Source organism: Rhodanobacter sp. B2A1Ga4 (genome assembly GCF_018101315.1).
GTDB classification, from domain to species: Bacteria; Pseudomonadota; Gammaproteobacteria; order Xanthomonadales; family Rhodanobacteraceae; genus Rhodanobacter; species Rhodanobacter thiooxydans_A.
Genome location: NZ_JADBJR010000001.1, coordinates 1,830,548 through 1,848,495 on the forward strand (window position 1 = coordinate 1,830,548; position 17,948 = coordinate 1,848,495).

The 17,948-nt window shown below is 58.4% G+C and carries 16 protein-coding genes; all 16 read left to right on the forward strand.

Annotation, left to right across the window (positions count from 1 at the left end; translation table 11 throughout):
* Positions 1 to 114: 114 nt before the first annotated feature.
* The 16 genes from IMW82_RS08505 to IMW82_RS08580 all read left to right on the forward strand — a co-directional run bounded on the left by IMW82_RS08505 (position 115) and on the right by IMW82_RS08580 (position 17,929).
* Positions 115 to 861, forward strand: a complete 747-nt coding sequence (locus IMW82_RS08505; protein ID WP_211004252.1) for an electron transfer flavoprotein subunit beta/FixA family protein — start codon at positions 115 to 117, stop codon at positions 859 to 861.
* Between the two features lie 110 nt (positions 862 to 971).
* On the forward strand, positions 972 to 1,919 hold the full coding sequence (locus IMW82_RS08510) for an FAD-binding protein (RefSeq protein WP_211004253.1): 948 nt from the start codon (positions 972 to 974) through the stop codon (positions 1,917 to 1,919).
* Between the two features lie 16 nt (positions 1,920 to 1,935).
* A complete protein-coding gene (locus tag IMW82_RS08515; RefSeq protein WP_211004254.1) occupies positions 1,936 to 3,084 on the forward strand; it encodes a glycosyltransferase family 4 protein in 1,149 nt (382 codons plus the stop codon).
* A 46-nt stretch (positions 3,085 to 3,130) separates the two neighbouring features.
* The gene (locus IMW82_RS08520; protein WP_211004255.1) at positions 3,131 to 3,868 is read left to right on the forward strand and encodes a class I SAM-dependent methyltransferase; all 738 of its coding nucleotides are present in this window, start codon (positions 3,131 to 3,133) and stop codon (positions 3,866 to 3,868) included.
* Entirely contained in the window at positions 3,865 to 4,824 is a 960-nt protein-coding gene (locus tag IMW82_RS08525) for a lysylphosphatidylglycerol synthase transmembrane domain-containing protein (protein ID WP_211004256.1), read from the forward strand. Before IMW82_RS08520 ends, IMW82_RS08525 begins: the two co-directional genes overlap by 4 nt.
* Before the next feature lie 126 nt (positions 4,825 to 4,950).
* Complete coding sequence (locus IMW82_RS08530) at positions 4,951 to 6,084, forward strand: acyltransferase (protein ID WP_211004257.1); 1,134 nt, start codon at positions 4,951 to 4,953, stop codon at positions 6,082 to 6,084.
* 19 nt (positions 6,085 to 6,103) lie between these two features.
* Positions 6,104 to 7,057: a glycosyltransferase family 2 protein gene (locus IMW82_RS08535; RefSeq protein ID WP_211004258.1), complete on the forward strand. Its 954-nt coding sequence runs from the start codon at positions 6,104 to 6,106 to the stop codon at positions 7,055 to 7,057.
* 298 nt (positions 7,058 to 7,355) lie between these two features.
* Positions 7,356 to 8,768, forward strand: coding sequence for a mannose-1-phosphate guanylyltransferase/mannose-6-phosphate isomerase (locus tag IMW82_RS08540; RefSeq protein WP_211004259.1), 1,413 nt, complete (start codon positions 7,356 to 7,358; stop codon positions 8,766 to 8,768).
* A 62-nt stretch (positions 8,769 to 8,830) separates the two neighbouring features.
* Positions 8,831 to 9,946: a CDP-glucose 4,6-dehydratase gene (rfbG, locus tag IMW82_RS08545; RefSeq protein WP_211004260.1), complete on the forward strand. Its 1,116-nt coding sequence runs from the start codon at positions 8,831 to 8,833 to the stop codon at positions 9,944 to 9,946.
* Positions 9,939 to 10,874, forward strand: a complete 936-nt coding sequence (locus tag IMW82_RS08550) for an NAD(P)-dependent oxidoreductase (RefSeq protein ID WP_211004261.1) — start codon at positions 9,939 to 9,941, stop codon at positions 10,872 to 10,874. The genes rfbG and IMW82_RS08550 overlap by 8 nt, the downstream gene beginning before the upstream one ends.
* 9 nt (positions 10,875 to 10,883) lie before the next feature.
* Positions 10,884 to 11,843, forward strand: coding sequence for a glycosyltransferase family 2 protein (locus tag IMW82_RS08555; RefSeq protein WP_211004262.1), 960 nt, complete (start codon positions 10,884 to 10,886; stop codon positions 11,841 to 11,843).
* Between the two features lie 10 nt (positions 11,844 to 11,853).
* The gene (gene rfbF, locus IMW82_RS08560; protein ID WP_211004263.1) at positions 11,854 to 12,633 is read left to right on the forward strand and encodes a glucose-1-phosphate cytidylyltransferase; all 780 of its coding nucleotides are present in this window, start codon (positions 11,854 to 11,856) and stop codon (positions 12,631 to 12,633) included.
* Positions 12,618 to 13,730 (forward strand): lysylphosphatidylglycerol synthase transmembrane domain-containing protein, encoded by a 1,113-nt coding sequence (locus IMW82_RS08565; RefSeq protein WP_211004264.1) that lies wholly within the window; start codon positions 12,618 to 12,620, stop codon positions 13,728 to 13,730. Before rfbF ends, IMW82_RS08565 begins: the two co-directional genes overlap by 16 nt.
* On the forward strand, positions 13,717 to 15,036 hold the full coding sequence (locus IMW82_RS08570) for an NAD(P)/FAD-dependent oxidoreductase (protein WP_211004265.1): 1,320 nt from the start codon (positions 13,717 to 13,719) through the stop codon (positions 15,034 to 15,036). Before IMW82_RS08565 ends, IMW82_RS08570 begins: the two co-directional genes overlap by 14 nt.
* A gap of 8 nt (positions 15,037 to 15,044) precedes the next feature.
* The gene (locus IMW82_RS08575; protein ID WP_211004266.1) at positions 15,045 to 17,027 is read left to right on the forward strand and encodes a hypothetical protein; all 1,983 of its coding nucleotides are present in this window, start codon (positions 15,045 to 15,047) and stop codon (positions 17,025 to 17,027) included.
* Positions 17,028 to 17,329: 302 nt separating this feature from the next.
* On the forward strand, positions 17,330 to 17,929 hold the full coding sequence (locus IMW82_RS08580) for a hypothetical protein (protein WP_211004267.1): 600 nt from the start codon (positions 17,330 to 17,332) through the stop codon (positions 17,927 to 17,929).
* Positions 17,930 to 17,948: the final 19 nt, after the last annotated feature.

Below are 17,948 nucleotides of genomic sequence, written 5' to 3' on the forward strand. Positions count from 1 at the left end.
CCTCCACCGCGTCGCAACGCCGCACCGCCGCCCATTTCGTACGATTGTTCGATGCCGGGTAGAATGTCAGTTTCGCACCCCTTGCCGGGGCAGCCAACGAGACAGGAATCCCCGATGAAAATTCTGGTCGGCTACAAGCGCGTCGTGGACTACAACGTGCGCATCCAGGTCAAGCCCGACGGCAGCGGCGTGGTCACCGACGGCGTCAAGCTGTCCGCTAACCCGTTCGACGACATCGCGCTGGAAGAGGCATTGCGCCTGCGCGAGAAAGGCATAGCCGAGGAAGTGATCGTAGTCGGCATCGGCCCAGCCGACCTCACCGCGCACCTGCGCAACGGCCTGGCGATGGGTGCGAACCGCGCCATCCATGTGGTTACCGCCGATGCCGTGCAGCCGCTGACCGCCGCCCGCGTGTTCCTCAAACTGGTCGAGAAGGAGCAGCCGGGCCTGGTGATCCTGGGCAAGCAGGCGATCGACGACGACGCCAACCAGACCGGCCAGATGCTCGCCGCGCTGTGGGATCGCCCGCAGGCCACGTTCGCCAGCAAGGTCGAGATCGCCGACGGCAAGGCCACCATAACGCGTGAGGTCGACGCCGGCCTGGAAGTGATCGAGGCCGAGTTGCCGGCGGTGATCACCACCGACCTGCGCCTCAACGAGCCGCGCTTCATCAAGTTGCCGGACATCATGAAGGCGAAGTCCAAGCCGATCGATACCATCGAGTTCGGCTCGCTCGGCGTCGAGGCGCACGACCACCTGAAGACCACGCACTACGCCGCGCCGGCCAAGCGTAGCAAGGGCGTGATGGTTAAGGACGCGGCCGAACTGGTCGCGGCGCTGAAGCAGAAAGGCCTGCTGTAACCCCATTCCAGATGTAGGAGCCCGCTCGCGGGCGATGCTCTTTCCCCGAAATTCAGAGCAGAAGCATCGCCCGCGAGCGGGCTCCTACAACAAAAGCTTCGGAGACACACATGAGCAAGATCCTGGTCATCGCCGAACACCTCGGCGGCAAACTCAACTCCTCCACCGCGCGCGCGGTGAGCGCCGCCATCGCGGTGAAGGGCGAAGCGATCGACGTGCTGGTGCTGGCCGACAGCGTCGACGCGATCGCCGCCGAGGCGGCGAAGATCGATGGCGTGAGCCGCGTACTTACTGTCGCCCGTCCCGAGAACGCACACCCGCTGGCCGCCATGCTGGCGCCGCAAATCGCCAAGGCCGCCGCCGGCTACAGCCACGTATTCGTGCCCTCCACCACCTTCGGCAAGGACGTCGCCCCGCGCGTGGCCGCCCTGCTCGGCGTGGCCCAGGTCAGCGACGTGATGAGCGTGGAAGCCGCGCACACCTTCAAACGCCCGATCTACGCCGGCAACGCGATCATCACGGTCGAAGCCGACCCGGCCCATACCGTGGTCGCCACGATCCGCTCGGCTTCGTGGCCGGCCGCCGCCACCGGCACCGGCAGCGCGCCAGTCGAGGCGCAGGCAATCAACGCGACCCTGCCCGTACACACCCACTTCGTCGAGCTGAAGCAAGGCAGCAGCGATCGCCCCGACCTGCAGAGCGCCAGCAAGGTCGTCTCCGGCGGCCGCGGCGTCGGCTCGAAGGAAAACTTCGACATCATCTTCAAGTTCGCGGACAAGATCGGCGCCGCCGTCGGCGCCTCGCGCGCCGCGGTGGACGCCGGCTACGTGCCCAGCGACCTGCAGGTCGGCCAGACCGGCAAGATCATCGCCCCCGAGCTGTACATGGCCATCGGCATCTCCGGCGCCATCCAGCACCTCACCGGCATCAAGGACGCCGGCACCATCGTGGCGATCAACAAGGATGGCGAGGCGCCGATCTTCGAGGTGGCCGACTTCGGCTTGGTGGGAGATCTGTTCAAGATCATTCCGGAGCTGGAAGCGGCACTGAGCGCGTGATCTCAGGGGCTGATTCATGACTGCCAGCAATGACGCTACCCGGCCACGTCGTATTTGCGTGGTCGGGCCAGTACTTCCCTTCCGCGGGGGAATATCGCACTACAACAGCATGCTGTTTCGCGCGCTGAAAGAGAGTGACGTCCAAGTCAGTTTGTTTTCGTTTTCGCGGCAATACCCCAAGCTGCTGTATCCCGGCGCCAACGATCGTGACCCCTCGTTGAAGGGCTACCGAGAGCCAGGTGCGCAGTACACCATCGACTCGATCAACCCATTCACGTGGTGGAAGACTGCCCGCAGCATTATCCGCGAACGACCTGACATGGTCGTATTTCACTGGTGGACCGTGTTCTGGGCACCATGTTTTGCTTTCATGGCATCTCTACTCAAACGCCACGACATCCGTATAGCAATCATTTGTCACAACTTGGTCGACCACGATTCAGGCGTTTTAAAAGCAACGATTTCACGCTGGGTACTTGATATGGCTGATGCATATCTTGTCCACTCCAGTGAACACAAAAATATGCTGCTCATGGCAAGGCCAGGAATTTCGGTTGCGCAGCATCCCATCCCGGTATACGGCCATTACCCTCAAGCGGGGCAAATGCTAGCCAAACGTGGGCGTCTGGAGTTGCTCTTCTTCGGCTTTATTCGTCCTTATAAGGGTTTGGATATACTTTTGGAGGCGATGCACCAGTTGGATGACACCGCTATTCATCTAACGGTAATAGGTGAGCACTGGGGCGATCCTTCCGCGTTACTAGAACAACTTTCCACCTTCCCCAACGTCGAGGCTCATCTAAGATATATGAGCGATGGGGAAGCCGCCGACTATTTCGAGAGGACGGACTTCGTGGTCCTTCCTTATCGCACGGCAACAGGTAGCGCCGTCGCCTCAGTTGCCTTCCATTACAACAAGCCCATCATTGCCTCGCGTACAGGAGGGCTCCCCGATGTGGTCATTGACGGTGTGACTGGAAAACTGGTGGCTCCGAATAACCCGAAAGAACTAGCTGATACAGTGCGTCAGCTGGATCGCGCGCAGGCACAGCGGTTCTCCGACGGAGTACGCAATTTCAAGACCATCAACGACTGGCGCTCACTTTGCGATAGCTTGCTATCTCTCGAGAAAATTCATCTGTCAGAGCCGCAGCTTCCCGCCTAAGATAAATTCGAATCATCTTTGTATTTCTGTGGCAATGGAAAGCACTATGCCCAATCAAGAACGACAAGCACATGCCATCAGTGATCGGCACAGCAGACTGCTAAAATCCGCGAAGATAATCAAGCTGATCGGCGAGGAACAATTCGGTAGAGCCCATGACATTCTTGAGGTCGGGTGCGGCTCTGGCATCATTTCGAATGCGCTGGCCACAGCGGGTGGCGATCGGGTTAAAGTTTGTGCCGTTGACGTTGCTGACAATCGGGTAGAGAAGAAAGGCTACACCTTCCAACAGGTGGACGGAACAACGCTACCTTACCCAGATAAAATTTTTGACATCGTAGTAAGTAATCACGTCATAGAACACGTCGGCGATCGCAAAGCGCAACTATGTCACTTGCAGGAAATCAGAAGAGTATTGAAAGTCAACGGCTTGATTTATCTTGCAGTGCCAAACAAGTGGCGCGTCGTGGAGCCACATTACCGGCTCCCCCTACTCAGCTGGTTCCCCCAGCGCATCTGCGATGCATATCTGCGCTTATTCAAGCGCGGCCGCTATTATGACTGCGCTCCACTCAGTGCACGGCACGCTATGGCTCTGTTTCAGGACGCTCATTTACTGGCAGACAATGCAACATTGAGAGCCCTTCGTGTCACGCTGCAGGCTGAACACTCAGCACATCCAGTGACTCGGCTTGTCAATGGTCTACTGCCGGACTGGTCGCTTGCGGCATTCCTGCCGATCATTCCCACGTTCGTGTTTCTGCTCAGACCTCAGCAGCCATGAAGCGCCTTCTTACCGCTGCCGGATTGCTGATAAGTCTGGCATGTGCATATTTTTTCCTTCACTCCGTTGCCGCTCATTGGCACGTGTTCACTCAGATGAGTTGGGGGGCGTGGGTTTGGCCGGCGCTCGTCCTCGCGCTGATTATGTACGTCTCAACCTATGCCTTGGTGACGTTTGCATGGGGACTCTCCCTTAAGGCGCTAGATCACCCGCTGCACTATCGGGACACATTGCAAATTCTATTGTTGTCGCAATTTGCGAAATATCTGCCAGGCAATGTCGGACATCATGTTGGCCGCGTATTGCTGGCCAAACGCAAGGGATTACCCACGGACACTGTCCTGGGCAGCATGTTCCTGGATACATTGATTGTCTTAGCGGCTGCACTTGCATCCAGCCTCCCCTCACTGCATCTCCTGATCCAAGTTGCGAGCGACAAAGGATCTACACATGTGCGAATGGCAGCCATACTGATCGCCATACTTACCGCGATTCTGAGCGTCGCCCTGGCATTTTCAGTGACACGAAGAATGCTGGTCCAACACGTTCGGCACCTGAGCCAACTTGTCCGAACCCAAAAGCTGCCACTGCTGTGCTCAGCATGGGCAACACACTGCTTAAGCTTCATGACCGGCGGCACAATTCTGTACCTGCTTTGCCTTGCTTTTTCGAATAGTCCACATCCTCAGTACTGGCTTGACGTTACGGGAATTTACGCTAGCGCATGGCTGCTCGGTTTCCTCATACCCGGCGCCCCGGCCGGACTAGGTGTTCGCGAGATCGTTCTCCTGCTGGGCCTGAGTCCGCTGTTCGGCATCGAAGGCGCCACAGCCGCCGCGGCCGCTTTACGCCTCATCACCACGCTCGGCGATGGATTAGCCCTTGTCCTTGGGCTAGTTTTGCGCAAACTGCAGCAAGCAGGCTCAGGCACTGCCAACACCGGCTCGCTATCATGACTCCATACAGTGCGTTGGTCGGAATTCCCTATTACTATCAAGAAACGCCCAAGCTGATATCGAAAGATGCTTTTTATCGTCTGATAGTTAAAGCATCGTGGGGAAACCATCAGAGGATTCTGTTCGATGGACAGCACTGAAGTTCAATCAGAAAGCGCGCGCATCAAGGCATTCGACAGCTTGCGAGGCCTGGCCGCACTTGGCGTGGTGCTATGGCATTACGGCGCACATTTCAAGGCTCATCCCTTCATAGAAGTTTTCACGCCATTTTATCGCGCAGGCTACCTTCTCGTTGACTTCTTTTTTGTGCTTTCCGGCTATGTAATCACACGGGCCTACTGGACAGACCGCCGAAGATTCAAGCTTGGCAAAAATATACGGTCGCGCATAGCGCGACTCTATCCACTACACTTTTTCACGCTCGTGGCTGTAGCGATTTTGCAGTGGCAGTTGACAAGTCATGGAGACGCCGCCTTTATTTACACGTTAAATAATGGATACCACTTCCTGCTAAACCTCGTAATGATCAATGGTATCGGACTTCAGGACGGCTACTCCTTCAATGGCCCCGCCTGGTCAATCTCCACTGAATTCGTCGTCAACGTTGCGTTTCTCGCATTTATTGCAAGTTCATTGATTCTGCGTGGCACATATCTTGTTTTTGGTCTGGCCACGGCACTGCTGCTGTTTACCTCTTCGCATACCCTTGTGAACGGAGATCGAGTACTTGGCCACCTTGACGCGCAACTGGTTCGTTGCATGCTTGGTTTCGGTATGGGGGTTCTATTGCAGCTAGCCCATCGCCATGGTTGGATTCATGCTCCCGGAATGCGTGCGTGGGCACGTGACCTTCTGGCTATGGCAATCATCATTACCTTCATTGTATTCATGAATACGCAACGCCCGCATGCGACCATCATTTCGTATCTTGCCGTCATCGTACTGTCCGCGTTCACACTAGCAGCTGTTTATCAATCCATTGGGGTCAAGAAATTGTTGGAAGTACGACCACTTGTTTTCTTAGGTGAGATATCTTATTCCATATACCTCGTGCACTTCCCATTGCAGCTATTATTTGTAGTTATTTGCAGCTACAGTGGGCTTTCGCTGGATTATCAGAATGTCGTGGTTATGGCACTGTATTTCGTCATACTGGTTGCGCTGTCCAGCCTGACCTACAGATACATAGAACAACCCGGCCAAGCTTTTTTAAGTCCGCGCCGTCGACCGGCATCTGAATCAGCCGCGGCCATTTCGTAACCGGAGGGCAAGGAGACCCATGAAGCTCATCATCCAGATTCCCTGCCTCAACGAGTCCGAAACCCTGGCCATCGCCCTGGCCGAGCTGCCTCACGAAGTCGAGGGTTTCGACACCGTCGAATGGCTGATCATCGACGATGGCTCGACTGACAATACGGCAGAAATCGCACGTCAGAACGGTGTCGATCATGTCGTGCGCCATTCGGTGAATCGCGGCCTCGCCGTCGGCTTCATGTCCGGCCTGGACGCCTGCCTGAGCCTGGGCGCCGACGTCATCGTCAACACCGATGCGGACAACCAGTATTGCGGCGCCGACATTCCCAAGCTCACCGCACCCGTGCTCGCCCGCGAGGCGGATATCGTCATCGGCGCCCGGCCGATCGACGAAACCGAGCACTTTTCCTGGGTCAAGAAGAAGCTGCAGCGGCTTGGCAGCTGGGCCGTGCGCGTGGCCAGCAAGACCGACGTCGCCGATGCCCCCAGCGGTTTCCGCGCGATGTCACGCGAAGCAGCCCTGCGCCTCAACGTGTTCAATGCCTATACCTACACGCTGGAAACCATCATCCAGGCGGGCCAGAGCAATTTGACCATTGTCTCCGTGCCGATCCGCACCAATGGCGACCTGCGCCCGTCGCGACTGGTCAAGAGCATCTCCAGTTACGTCAAGCGTTCGCTGGTGACGATCCTCCGCGTCTTCGTGATTTACCGCCCGCTGGCCTTGTTCTTCTACGTGGGTTCGGTGTTCTGGCTGATCGGACTGGCTGCCGGTGCACGCTTCATTTACTTCTATCTCGACCACGCCGGCGAGGGCCATATCCAATCCGTGATCCTCGCCTCGCTGTGTGTCACGCTGGGCATGTTGCTGTACATGATGGGGCTGATCGGCGACCTGATCGCCACCAATCGCAAGCTGATGGAAAACATCAACACCCGGCTGAAGAAGATGAGCTACGACCGTCGTGATCGGGATTGACCATGCCTGCACGCCCGCGGCGCTGCATCCGGCAGCAGCGTCCACGCTGGTGACCCTGCTGGATTCCCGATACCGCCACGTGCAACGAGGTGTCACCCGGTTTCACTCGTGACGCTGGCTCAAGACAAGGGATGACCCCAACGCCGCCACCATTCAAGGCTTCCTCAGCCTTCGGGCAGGTCAGCGCATTACACTTGACCGATTCAGGCCCCCGACGATCCTCGCCGTTGCCGCGGATGCCGGCACTCCCGTGCCGTGCTCAACCTGCGCCACCAGAACCTAGAAAAGGAGTTTCCCCATGTTGATCCCCGTCATCCTAAGTGGCGGCAGCGGCACCCGGCTCTGGCCGCTGTCGCGCAAGAACTTGCCCAAGCAATTCCTGCCGCTCGCGGGCGACTCGACACTGTTCCAGCAGACTGTGGCGCGCGCGCAAACGCTGCCCGGCGCGGCCAGCCCCATCGTGGTCTGCAGCGAGGACCACCGCTTCCTTGTCGCCGAGCAGTTGCAGGTGCTTGGCGTCTCCGATGCGTCGATCCTGCTGGAACCGGTTGCCCGCAACACCGCACCAGCCATTGCACTCGCCGCACTGCAGGCCCTGCGCAGGGATCCTGACGCGACCTTGCTGGTGCTTCCAGCTGACCATCTGATCGGCGATACGGACAGCTTTGGCGACGCCGTGCGCAAGGCCCTGCCGCTGGCTGCCGATGGCTGGCTGGTCACCTTCGGCATTCGCCCGGATGCCCCGGAAACCGGCTTCGGCTATATCCGGCGTGGCCAGTCGCTGAGCGGCGCCGGGTATCAAGTCGATGCCTTCGTGGAGAAACCCGACCGCGCCACCGCCGAGTCCTACCTGAAAACGGGTGGGTATGACTGGAATTCAGGCATGTTCCTGTTCCGGGCGAGCCGTCTGCTGGAAGAGCTCGCGCAGCAGGCACCCGCGATGCACGCCAGTGTCGCAACCGCCTTCGAAAGCGCGCATGCAGATCTCGATTTTGTGCGCATCGACAAGGATGCGTTCGCCAGCATTCCCGAAGACTCAATCGATTACGCCGTGATGGAAAAAACCCGGCGTGCCGCGGTGGTGCCGGTCAGCTGCGAGTGGAGCGATATCGGCTCCTGGGCTGCCCTGTGGGCGGCATCCGAACGCGATGGCGATGGCAACCGGCTTGAGGGCGACGTGCTGGCGCTGGATAGCAGCAACTCCTACGTACGCAGTTCGCCGCGCCGCATGGTGGCGCTGCTCGGCGTGGAGGACCTGATCGTGGTCGACACGTCTGACGCCGTGCTCATCGCCGCCCGCAGCCATGCGCAAGACGTGAAGAAGCTGGTCGACCAGCTGAAGTCCGCCGGCCGGCCGGAGCACAGGTTCCACCGCAAGGTATATCGCCCGTGGGGAAGCTACGACTCCATCGACATGGGCGAGCGGTTCCAGGTGAAACGCATCATGGTCAAGCCAGGCGCTGCACTCAGCCTGCAGAAGCACCACCACCGCGCCGAGCACTGGATCGTGGTGTCGGGCACCGCGGAAGTGACTCGTGACGACGAGGTTTTCCTGCTGAGCGAGAACCAGAGCACCTATTTGCCGCTGGGCAGCATCCACCGCCTGCGCAATCTCGGTAAAGTGCCGCTGGAGCTGATCGAAGTGCAGTCCGGCAGCTATCTCGGCGAGGACGACATCGTGCGGCTTGAGGATGTTTACGGACGCGCCTGAGGTATTGCGCGCCACCAGGTTCCACGGTTCAGAATTGAACTCACTTACTCGCTGATGGACTGATGCCCGTGAAAGAACCCTCAATCTCCGAGATCGGCCTGCTCGAATTCGAGAAACATCTCGCAGGAAAACGCGTACTGGTGACAGGCCATACCGGATTTACCGGCAGCTGGGCATGCCAGTGGCTACATGCCATTGGTGCCGAAGTCAGCGGCCTTGCATTGGAACCGGAGACCGACCCGTCGCTTTTTGCCGCTCTTGGTCTCGATCAATATGTCCGGTCAGAAATCGGCGATGTCTGCGACTATGCCCGTGTACACGACGTCTTCGCCACGACACAGCCCGAGGTCGTGCTGCACCTGGCCGCACAGCCGCTGGTGCGACGCTCATATCGTGAACCCGTGCCCACCTTCGCCACCAATGTAATGGGGACGGCACATGTGCTCGAAGCCGCGCGACTCACTCCGTCCGTGCGCGCCGTGGTCTGCATTACCACTGACAAGGTCTACCAGAATCGGGAATGGCCATGGCCTTATCGTGAAAACGACCGACTTGGCGGCAAGGATCCGTACAGCGCATCGAAAGCCGCCGCAGAAATGGTCATCCAGAGCTATACGCACGCCTTCGCTGACGCGACGGACGGCAAGCTATCCATCGCGACTGCGCGCGGCGGCAACATCATTGGTGGAGGCGACTGGTCGGAAGACCGGCTGGTTCCCGATTTCGCCCGGGCATTGACGCACAAGAGCACCCTGACCTTGCGCTACCCGGATGCAATTCGTCCCTGGCAGCATGTACTGGGACTGGTCCAGGGCTATCTCATGCTTCTTTCCGGGTTGTTGGTGGCTCCCAAACACTACGCCCGCGCCTGGAATCTCGGCCCGCATGACCCACGCCCGTATACCGTACGAGAAGTTCTCGAGCTGCTTTGTGATGCCTGGGATCGCCCTGCTCTTGAATACATGGAAAATCCCTTGCCGGAAGCCGGCACACTGATGCTCGACAGCTCGCTGGCGCGCAACGTGATGGGCTGGAAAACGCCATGGGATACGGCACAGGTAGTCCGTGAGACTGGGGCCTGGTACCGGGACTACTACAGCAATCCGATGTCAGCCAGAGATCTCACGTCCGAACAGCTTCAACGGTGGCGTCAGGCTTTGGCAAAAATCCATGTCTGACACCATTCTCCGTATCCTGATTACGGGTGGCACAGGATTCATCGGCAGGCGGTTGGCTCGATGGCTGGTCGATCGCGAGCGAGTCAACGTTGTTGCTCTTGGACGGCGACCATGCACTGTCGCAGGAGTCGAAAACGTCACGATCCCGGAACTCGAACCCTCCACGATCTCATCGGTCCTGCATGGAGTTTCGTTTGATGCCGTGATCCACCTCGCAGCCGCTGGCATACACCCTGCCGATCGCGAGATCGGAAGTCTGATCTCGACCAACACCATGCTCCCTGCACAGATGGTGCAGTTGGCGCAGCGACATGGCGCTCACGCCATAATTATCGCAGGCAGCAGCGCCGAATACTTTCCAACGCGGGCCGGCGAGAAGCTCTCCGAAATCGCCCCGCTCGAATACCGTAAACTTTATGGCGCCAGCAAAGCCGCTGGTGGGTTGCTCGCTCTCGCCACTGCCAACCAGTTGAACATGCCTGCCGCCAATTTGCGGATCTTCAACGCCTATGGCCCAGGTGAAGCGAAACACCGGCTGCTGCCCTCACTAGTCAGTCAACTGGAGCGTGGCCAGCGTGTCGAACTTTCCGCCGGCAAGCAGATCAGGGATTTCATCCATATCGATGATGTCTGCTCTGGCTTGTGGGAAACCACGCTTGCATTACTGGATGGAAGGATGGTGACTGGCTCGTTCAACCTGTGCACTGGCGAAGGGCATAGCGTGGAAATGTTTGCCCGCGGCGTTGCCGATATCATGCAGGTACCCCAACAACTTCTCGCATTCGGTGCATTGCCTTTGCGGGCAGACGATACGCCATATCTGGTGGGCGATCCTTCTGCACTGCATGCACAGACCGGCTGGCATTCCAGTTTCAGCCTGGAACGCGGGCTGCGCCATGCAGTGGAACAATCACTCCATACACGTTGACTGACAAACATGTCCGACTTGCCCCTGATTTCCATCACCATTCCGGTGTTGAACGAAGCCCTGAACCTGGACGCGCTGTACGCGCGCCTCGAGGCGTTGGGCACCCGCATGGCGGATCGCTGCAACCTGGAGTTTGTCTTCACCGACAATCATTCCAGTGACGCCACATGGGAGAAGCTTGCCGTTCTGGCGCGGCGGGACCCGCGGGTGCGGGCAGTCAGATTCTCGAAAAACTTCGGTTTTCAACGCTCGATTCTCGCCAATTACATGCACACGCGCGGAGCAGCCGTATTGCAGCTCGATGCCGATCTCCAGGATCCTCCCGAACTGCTCGAACAATTTTTTGCTCTATGGAAGCAAGGCTTTCACGTGATTTATGGGGTGCGTCACAGCCGACCGGAAGGCTTCCTGCTGCGAAGGTTCCGGCGTCTCGGCTACTGGGTGATCGACAAAATCAGCGAGCATCCTGTTCCCCGGGAAGCCGGAGATTTCCGGCTGCTTGACCGCAAGGTGATCACCGCCTTGACCCGCTTCCGCTCTTCCGAACCTTATCTGCGCGGCATCATCGCCAGCATGGGTTTCAACCAGCGCGGCATTCCCTACGATCGCGCCGCGCGCCAGGCCGGGTCCAGCAAATTCGGCTTGGGGCAATTAATCCGGTTGGGGTTGACAGGTGTATTCAACCATTCCGTGGTTCCGTTGCGGATTGCCTCGGTCACCGGGATGCTTATCCTCGGCTTGAGCGTCCTGGGTGCGATCTATTATTTTTTCCTCAAACTGTTTCATCCGGAGTTGCCGCGCGGCCTGGCCAGCGTGCACATCCTCATTCTTTTCGGTATCGGCTTCCAATCATTGCTGTTGGGTATCCTCGGGGAATATCTACTGAGGATCTACAAGATCTTGCGTCATGAACCTGTCGCCATCATCGAAGAGAGTCTCAACTTCGATCCTGCTGAACTCAGACTTTGAAGGATATTCCATGAAAGCCGTAATACTCGCCGGAGGGCTTGGCACCCGCATCGCGGAAGAATCCGATCAGAAGCCAAAACCGATGGTGGAAATTGGTGGTCGGCCGCTGCTTTGGCACATCATGAAAACCTACAGCCACCACGGCATCAAGGAATTCATCATCTGCCTGGGTTACAAGGGCTACGTGATCAAGGAGTTCTTCTCCCATTACTACCGTCACACGGCCGACATGCACATCGATCTGCAGTCGGGTGATACCCAGATCATCAATTCGCAAGCCGAGGACTGGAAGGTCACCCTGATCGATACCGGCGTGGAAACCATGACTGGTGGTCGGCTGAAACGTGTTCGGCCGTATCTGGAAGGTGAAACGTTTTGCCTTACCTACGGTGACGGCCTCGCCGACATCGACATCGGCAGTGAACTGAATTTCCATCGCAACCACGGGAAATTGGCAACCGTCGCGGCGGTTCAGCCGCCAGGGCGCTTCGGCATATTGAACATGGAAGAGAACGGCCACGTCACCAGCTTCGTGGAAAAGTCCAGTAACGAGATTGGCTGGATAAATGGCGGCTTTTTCATACTGGAGCCCAAGGTCATCGACTACATCGCCGGAGACGAGACGTCCTGGGAGCTGGCGCCACTGGAAAATCTGGCCAAGAATGGTCAGCTCCAGGCTTTCCGCCATCATGGTTTCTGGCAACCGTGCGATACGCTGCGCGACAAGCGCCTGTTGGAGAAACTCTGGCAGGACGGAAAAGGACCGTGGTGTGTATGGAACCGAAGCTAGCCGCTCTTGCCTCGATGAATGACGAGGCCATGGAAGCACCCGGAAAAGCACGCAATCGCTGGATCAGGCAGTCGATCGGAATAGCCGTTTCCATTGCCTGTCTCATCTTCGTCTTCCACAACGTGAGCCTGCACGATTTCCTGCTCGCCCTGGAGCATTTCGACTGGGTCTACCTGGTCGTCGGCGTCGCCTCACTGGGCTTTGGTTACAGCATGCGCATCATTCGCTGGGCGGTCATGCTGCGCGCGGCGGGTGGGCAGGTTTCCAACCTGGGCTGCGCGGCCCCGTTCCTCGGCTCGATCGCACTCAACAACGTGTTGCCGTTGCGTGCGGGTGATGTGGTCAGGGCACTGGTGTTTCCCGCAGCACTCGGCATAAGCCGCGTTACCGCAACGGCCAGTCTGTTGCTTGAGCGTCTGGTCGACCTGCTCACCCTGCTGATCTGCCTGGCGCTGGGCATGACGCTAGACCGCACCGCGGTGATGCCGAGGTGGCTGCATGAGATTGCGACGATGCTGTCGATAACCGGCAGCATCGCGCTGCTGCTGATCATATTTGCCAGTCCGATTCTTGCCCGGCTTCTCCACGCGTTTTCCGGGCGCATGGCTGCAGGACGACTTGCACGGCTGGGACCTGGTGTCGGCGTGGCAGGGGAACTTGCCGCGCGCATCAGTGACATGTCCAGGCTACGGACACTGCTGGTGCTGTTTTTGCTCTCCATGCTGGTCTGGTCCGGCGAACTCGGCCTCTACGTCTGCCTGCTGGGTGGCATGGGCTTCGGACTCAGCGCTTCGGCAGGACTGATCCTGATGTCGATGGCGACGCTTGCCACGCTGGTGCCGTCCTCTCCAGGTTATGTCGGTCCGTTTCATCTGGCTGCTGCTGCGGCTGTCGACATGCTTGGGGGCTCGCATGCCCAAGCGGCGAGCCTTTCCATTCTTGCCCACTTGAGTGTCTGGCTCCCTACGACACTGGCGGGCGTGGTTGCCATGCTTGTGAGCAGGCGACTTTTTCAGAATGTGCGCGGCATCTCGCGCGCACCTCAAAATCAGCTTCAGGAAACAGTGAGCGTATCGGAACCCCATGACCACCAGTAACCCTCATGACGTTGTGATCGTCGGCGCCGGATTTACCGGACTTGCAGCAGCCCTCCACCTCTCCAGGGCCGGACGCAAGGTGCTGGTCGTCGAAGCGGACCACGTGCCCGGTGGCCTGGCTGGAATCTTTGAATTCCGCGACGGCGTGCGGATCGAGAAGTTCTATCACCACTGGTTCAACAACGACCTATACGTGCCGAAACTCGTGGAAAGCCTGGGCCTGCAGGACAAGATTCTGACCCTGCCCTCCCGCACCGGCATGTTTTACAACGGACGCCACTGGCGATTGTCCAGCCCGCTGGACGTGCTCAAGTTCTCGGCACTCTCCATGATCGGGCGGCTGCGTCTGGGCTGGCTGGTGTTCCAGGTCCGCAAGGTCAAGGACTGGAAAACCATCGAGCATCTGACCATTCGCGAATGGCTGGAACCGCTTTGCGGCGAGGAAGTCTTTCGCACCGTATGGGAACCGTTGATCAACGCAAAATTCTCGGTCTATGCCGATTCGGTCAATGCCGTGTGGTTCTGGAAGAAACTCGTGCTCCGCGGCAGTACCCGCGACTCCAAAGGTGGCGAGCAACTGGCGTATTTCCGTGGCGGCTTCGGCGCCCTGGCACAAGCCATGGCCGACGAGATCGTGCGACTTGGCGGGGAAATCCGGTATGGAGTCAAGGCCACTCATGCAAGTCTGGACAGCGGCAAGGTAGCGGCACTGGAAACCAGCGAGGGGACAGTCCATGGCCGCCAATTCCTGTTCACTCCAGCACTTCCGATAACCGCAAAAATATTCGCCGAAGCTGATCCTGCATGGACCGAGGCACTGCAACGCGTACGCTACCTCGGCAATATCTGTCTCGTACTGGAATTGAACCGCAGCCTGTCAAGCACCTACTGGTTGAACGTCAATGACCCCGGGTTTCCATTCGTCGGGGTCATCGAGCACACCAATCTGGACAAGTCGGAGCATTACAACGGCAAGCACATCGTTTTCCTGTCGCGCTACCTTGCCGTCGAGGATCCTGTCTGGGCGTACACCGACGAGCAGTACCTGGACTTCGCACTGCAGCACCTGGCGCGTATGTTTCCCGACTTTGACCGCAGCTGGCTTGCCGACTACCGGATCTGGCGCGCGGACTATGCACAGCCGGTCACCGAGCGCGATTACTCGCGTTACGTACCTGGCCGGGAAACGCCTTATGCCAACGCCTGGGTGTCGACCATGGCGCAGATCTACCCGGAAGACCGCGGCACCAACTACGCCATTCGTGAAGGCGAAGAAATCGCCACACTGATCCATAGCAAGCTCTGAGGCAGGCCATGTCCCGAACCAGTGAATCACGCGATTCTTTCCTGCTTCCCTCGATTGATCCGGCGTGGAGGGCCACAGTCAAGGCGCTGCTTCTGGTCGGAGGCATGGTCTTTGTCGTCCTGTGCTTCAAGCATTTGTGGGTCGCCAATACCGACATGGCGCACCACTATGCCCTGATCTCGTATTTGGCCGAGTTTTGGCGCCCGCCGGTATACGCGCCCAACCTCGGGGAGATGAATTTCTACCCCTACTACAGCCACCTGCTTGCGGCGCTGGCCGGAACCTTCCTGCATTCTCCGTTGATGGGCATGCAGCTGGTCACCCTGTTATCGGTCTATGCGTTATGGGTTGCACTGGCCATCGCCCTGGCTACCCTGCCCGCCCGTGCTGCAACGCTTTTCTTCGTGTCGTTTGTTGTTCTGCTTGCACTGAACCGATTTGGTCTGCACGCGGAACTCTTCGGCAGCGAGGTCATCGTCAACTTTTTCTTTGCCGAATTGGTCGCCCAGGCGTTATGCGCCTGGGTGTACACGCTCATGCTGCTGATGGAACGTCGTGGGGTTTCGGCACCACTCCGTTATGCATTCTGCGTCATCGCTATCCATTTCCTGGTAAGAACACACCTGCTACCAACAGTTGAACTGTTTGGCGCGCTGGGCCTGCTGATCGCCATGGACGTGGTCGAGGCGCCCAGGCAACGACGCTTATGGACGATTTTGTCTGGCGGCATCACGTTGCTTGCCGGTTGTGCCGTCATCGTCCTCGATCCCGCATTTGGCGCATTGCGAAAACTCAGCAAGAACAACGGCGGGCTTCCTCTGCAACTGATACCCAATACCCTTGTATTGGCCGTGCTAGCTGTCGCGGTAATCGTGCTGTCGCTGGTTCTGGCTTGGCAATGGATGAAGACACGCAAGACCGGTCTTCATCCGCGCTTTCTCGCCTACAAATATTTCGCTTGTCTCGGCATCTCGGTAGGCGCCCTTTGCCTGCTGCAAATCGCACTGCTCAAATGGGGGCTGGGGTCTGAATACGCGTGCCGCAAATACGCTTTCGCGTTGCAGACTCTTGCCTTGATCGAGTTGTGCCTGCTCGTGAGTACTTTCCTGGTAAGCCGGAATATTTCCGTGGAAAGCCCGGATGGCACCAGGTTGCTGGCACCCATCAGCTACTTGAGTCCGGTACTCATGGTGCTCGTCGGCCTGTGGCTGGGCTTCATTCCTCGGTCAGGGGTCACCGAACAAGATGCCGCGCACCTCGTAGCGCTTGAACGCACTATTACAACGGCGAGCCTGACGGAACTGGAGCCTATCGCCGGCAAGAGCAACTACGTCGTGGGTATCGCGGGAATCCCTTGGTTTGACAACTACCTGTTCTCGATAGGCATTCTCAAAACCCCACGACACGCTGTTTTCATTCCCGCGCAATTTATCACGGGCGAGGGCTACGAGGATCCGCAACGGGTTGGCAGCATCCTGACCAGTCTTGGCAATCGACCGCTGGATATTGCTGCATGCCGCAAGCACACCCTCGCAAATGACCTGGTCATACTTGATGGCGCTTGCGTCATGGGGAAATTCCGTTCTGCACAGTGTGAAGGCATATACGATTTTTCTGCCAATGGGCACCTCCCCACCGGTATGGCCACCGGCTTCAGCGGGCCGGAACCCACCGGTCGCTGGAGTGCCGGTCCGAAGGGCTCGGTTACCTGTACCTTCAGCCCGGGAGCCACCCGTCCCGATCGGATATTGATCTACGCGCATGGGCGCGTATCGGCAGGTCCCCAACGCATGCTCATTTCGGTCGATGGCGGTACGAGTCAGTCATTTACCTACACCGCACAAAACCAGCCATCTCCGATCAGCGTGGATATTTCCAAGGCCCAGGGTGAAAAGCTGACGATTGAATTTGAGTTCCCTGATGAGCAACCGGCCAGTACGCGAGACCCTCGCCTGATTTCGGTTTTCTTTCACAAAATCGAGTTCAAATGAGAATGGACCCTGCGGCTCGCCGAACGGCCTGGACTCAGCCACACGCAACCGACCTGCACGCCAGATCGAATGCCGGCGCATGCACATATCAGCCTGGCCGGATCACCAAGACTCGCCCAATATGACGCCGGCCCCTTCCATCCTTATTCAGGGCGTCCCGGGTAGGATGCGAATGGCATGATTATCACGACAAGATTAATTGTTGAACTGGATCTTCCACGACTCGAAACCAGCCCCGATTCACCTGCTGGCGGCGTCCAAGCCCAACGATCTCGCTACTACCAACACACTTGGGGAACCGCATGTCCTACTTGAAAAACACCCTTGGCACCCTTGTGCTCGCCTCGAGCCTCGTACTCGGCGCTTGCAATTCAAACCCTGGAACCACTGACCAGCAAGTCTCGTCTTCAACCCAGCCAACAGCCGCCGCCGGCACTCAGGCCGTACCGGCGAAGGGTTTTTCAGCTGACCAGATCAATGTGACGCTCACGCTGCTAGGTGCACCCGCGGTTTCCGCCGATGGACAGAACATCGCCGTCAACGTGAACCTGGCCAACGCCGGCAAGGTCACACTCAGTTCCCAGGGCAGCGCCAATGTCGTGCATCTCGGTGCGCATGGCGTGGGCCCGGACGGAAAGGTCGTCATCACGGACCTGGCGCGCGCATCGATTCCGGACATTGCTCCCGGAGCCCAGGCGACCGTCACCATTCTTCTGCCGATCGCCCAGGTATTGAACAAGAGCGCACAGATCCTGCCGGTGCAGGAAGGCATTGCCTGGTTTGATGCCTGGGGCACCAAGCCACTGACGGTCGGCCCATTCAGCAATTGCAGCGATGCGGCCGCAGGCAAGGTCTGCGATGCCACCGGCAAGCCATTGGACACGCTCACCGCAACGCACTGACATTACGATGGTGGTGAGG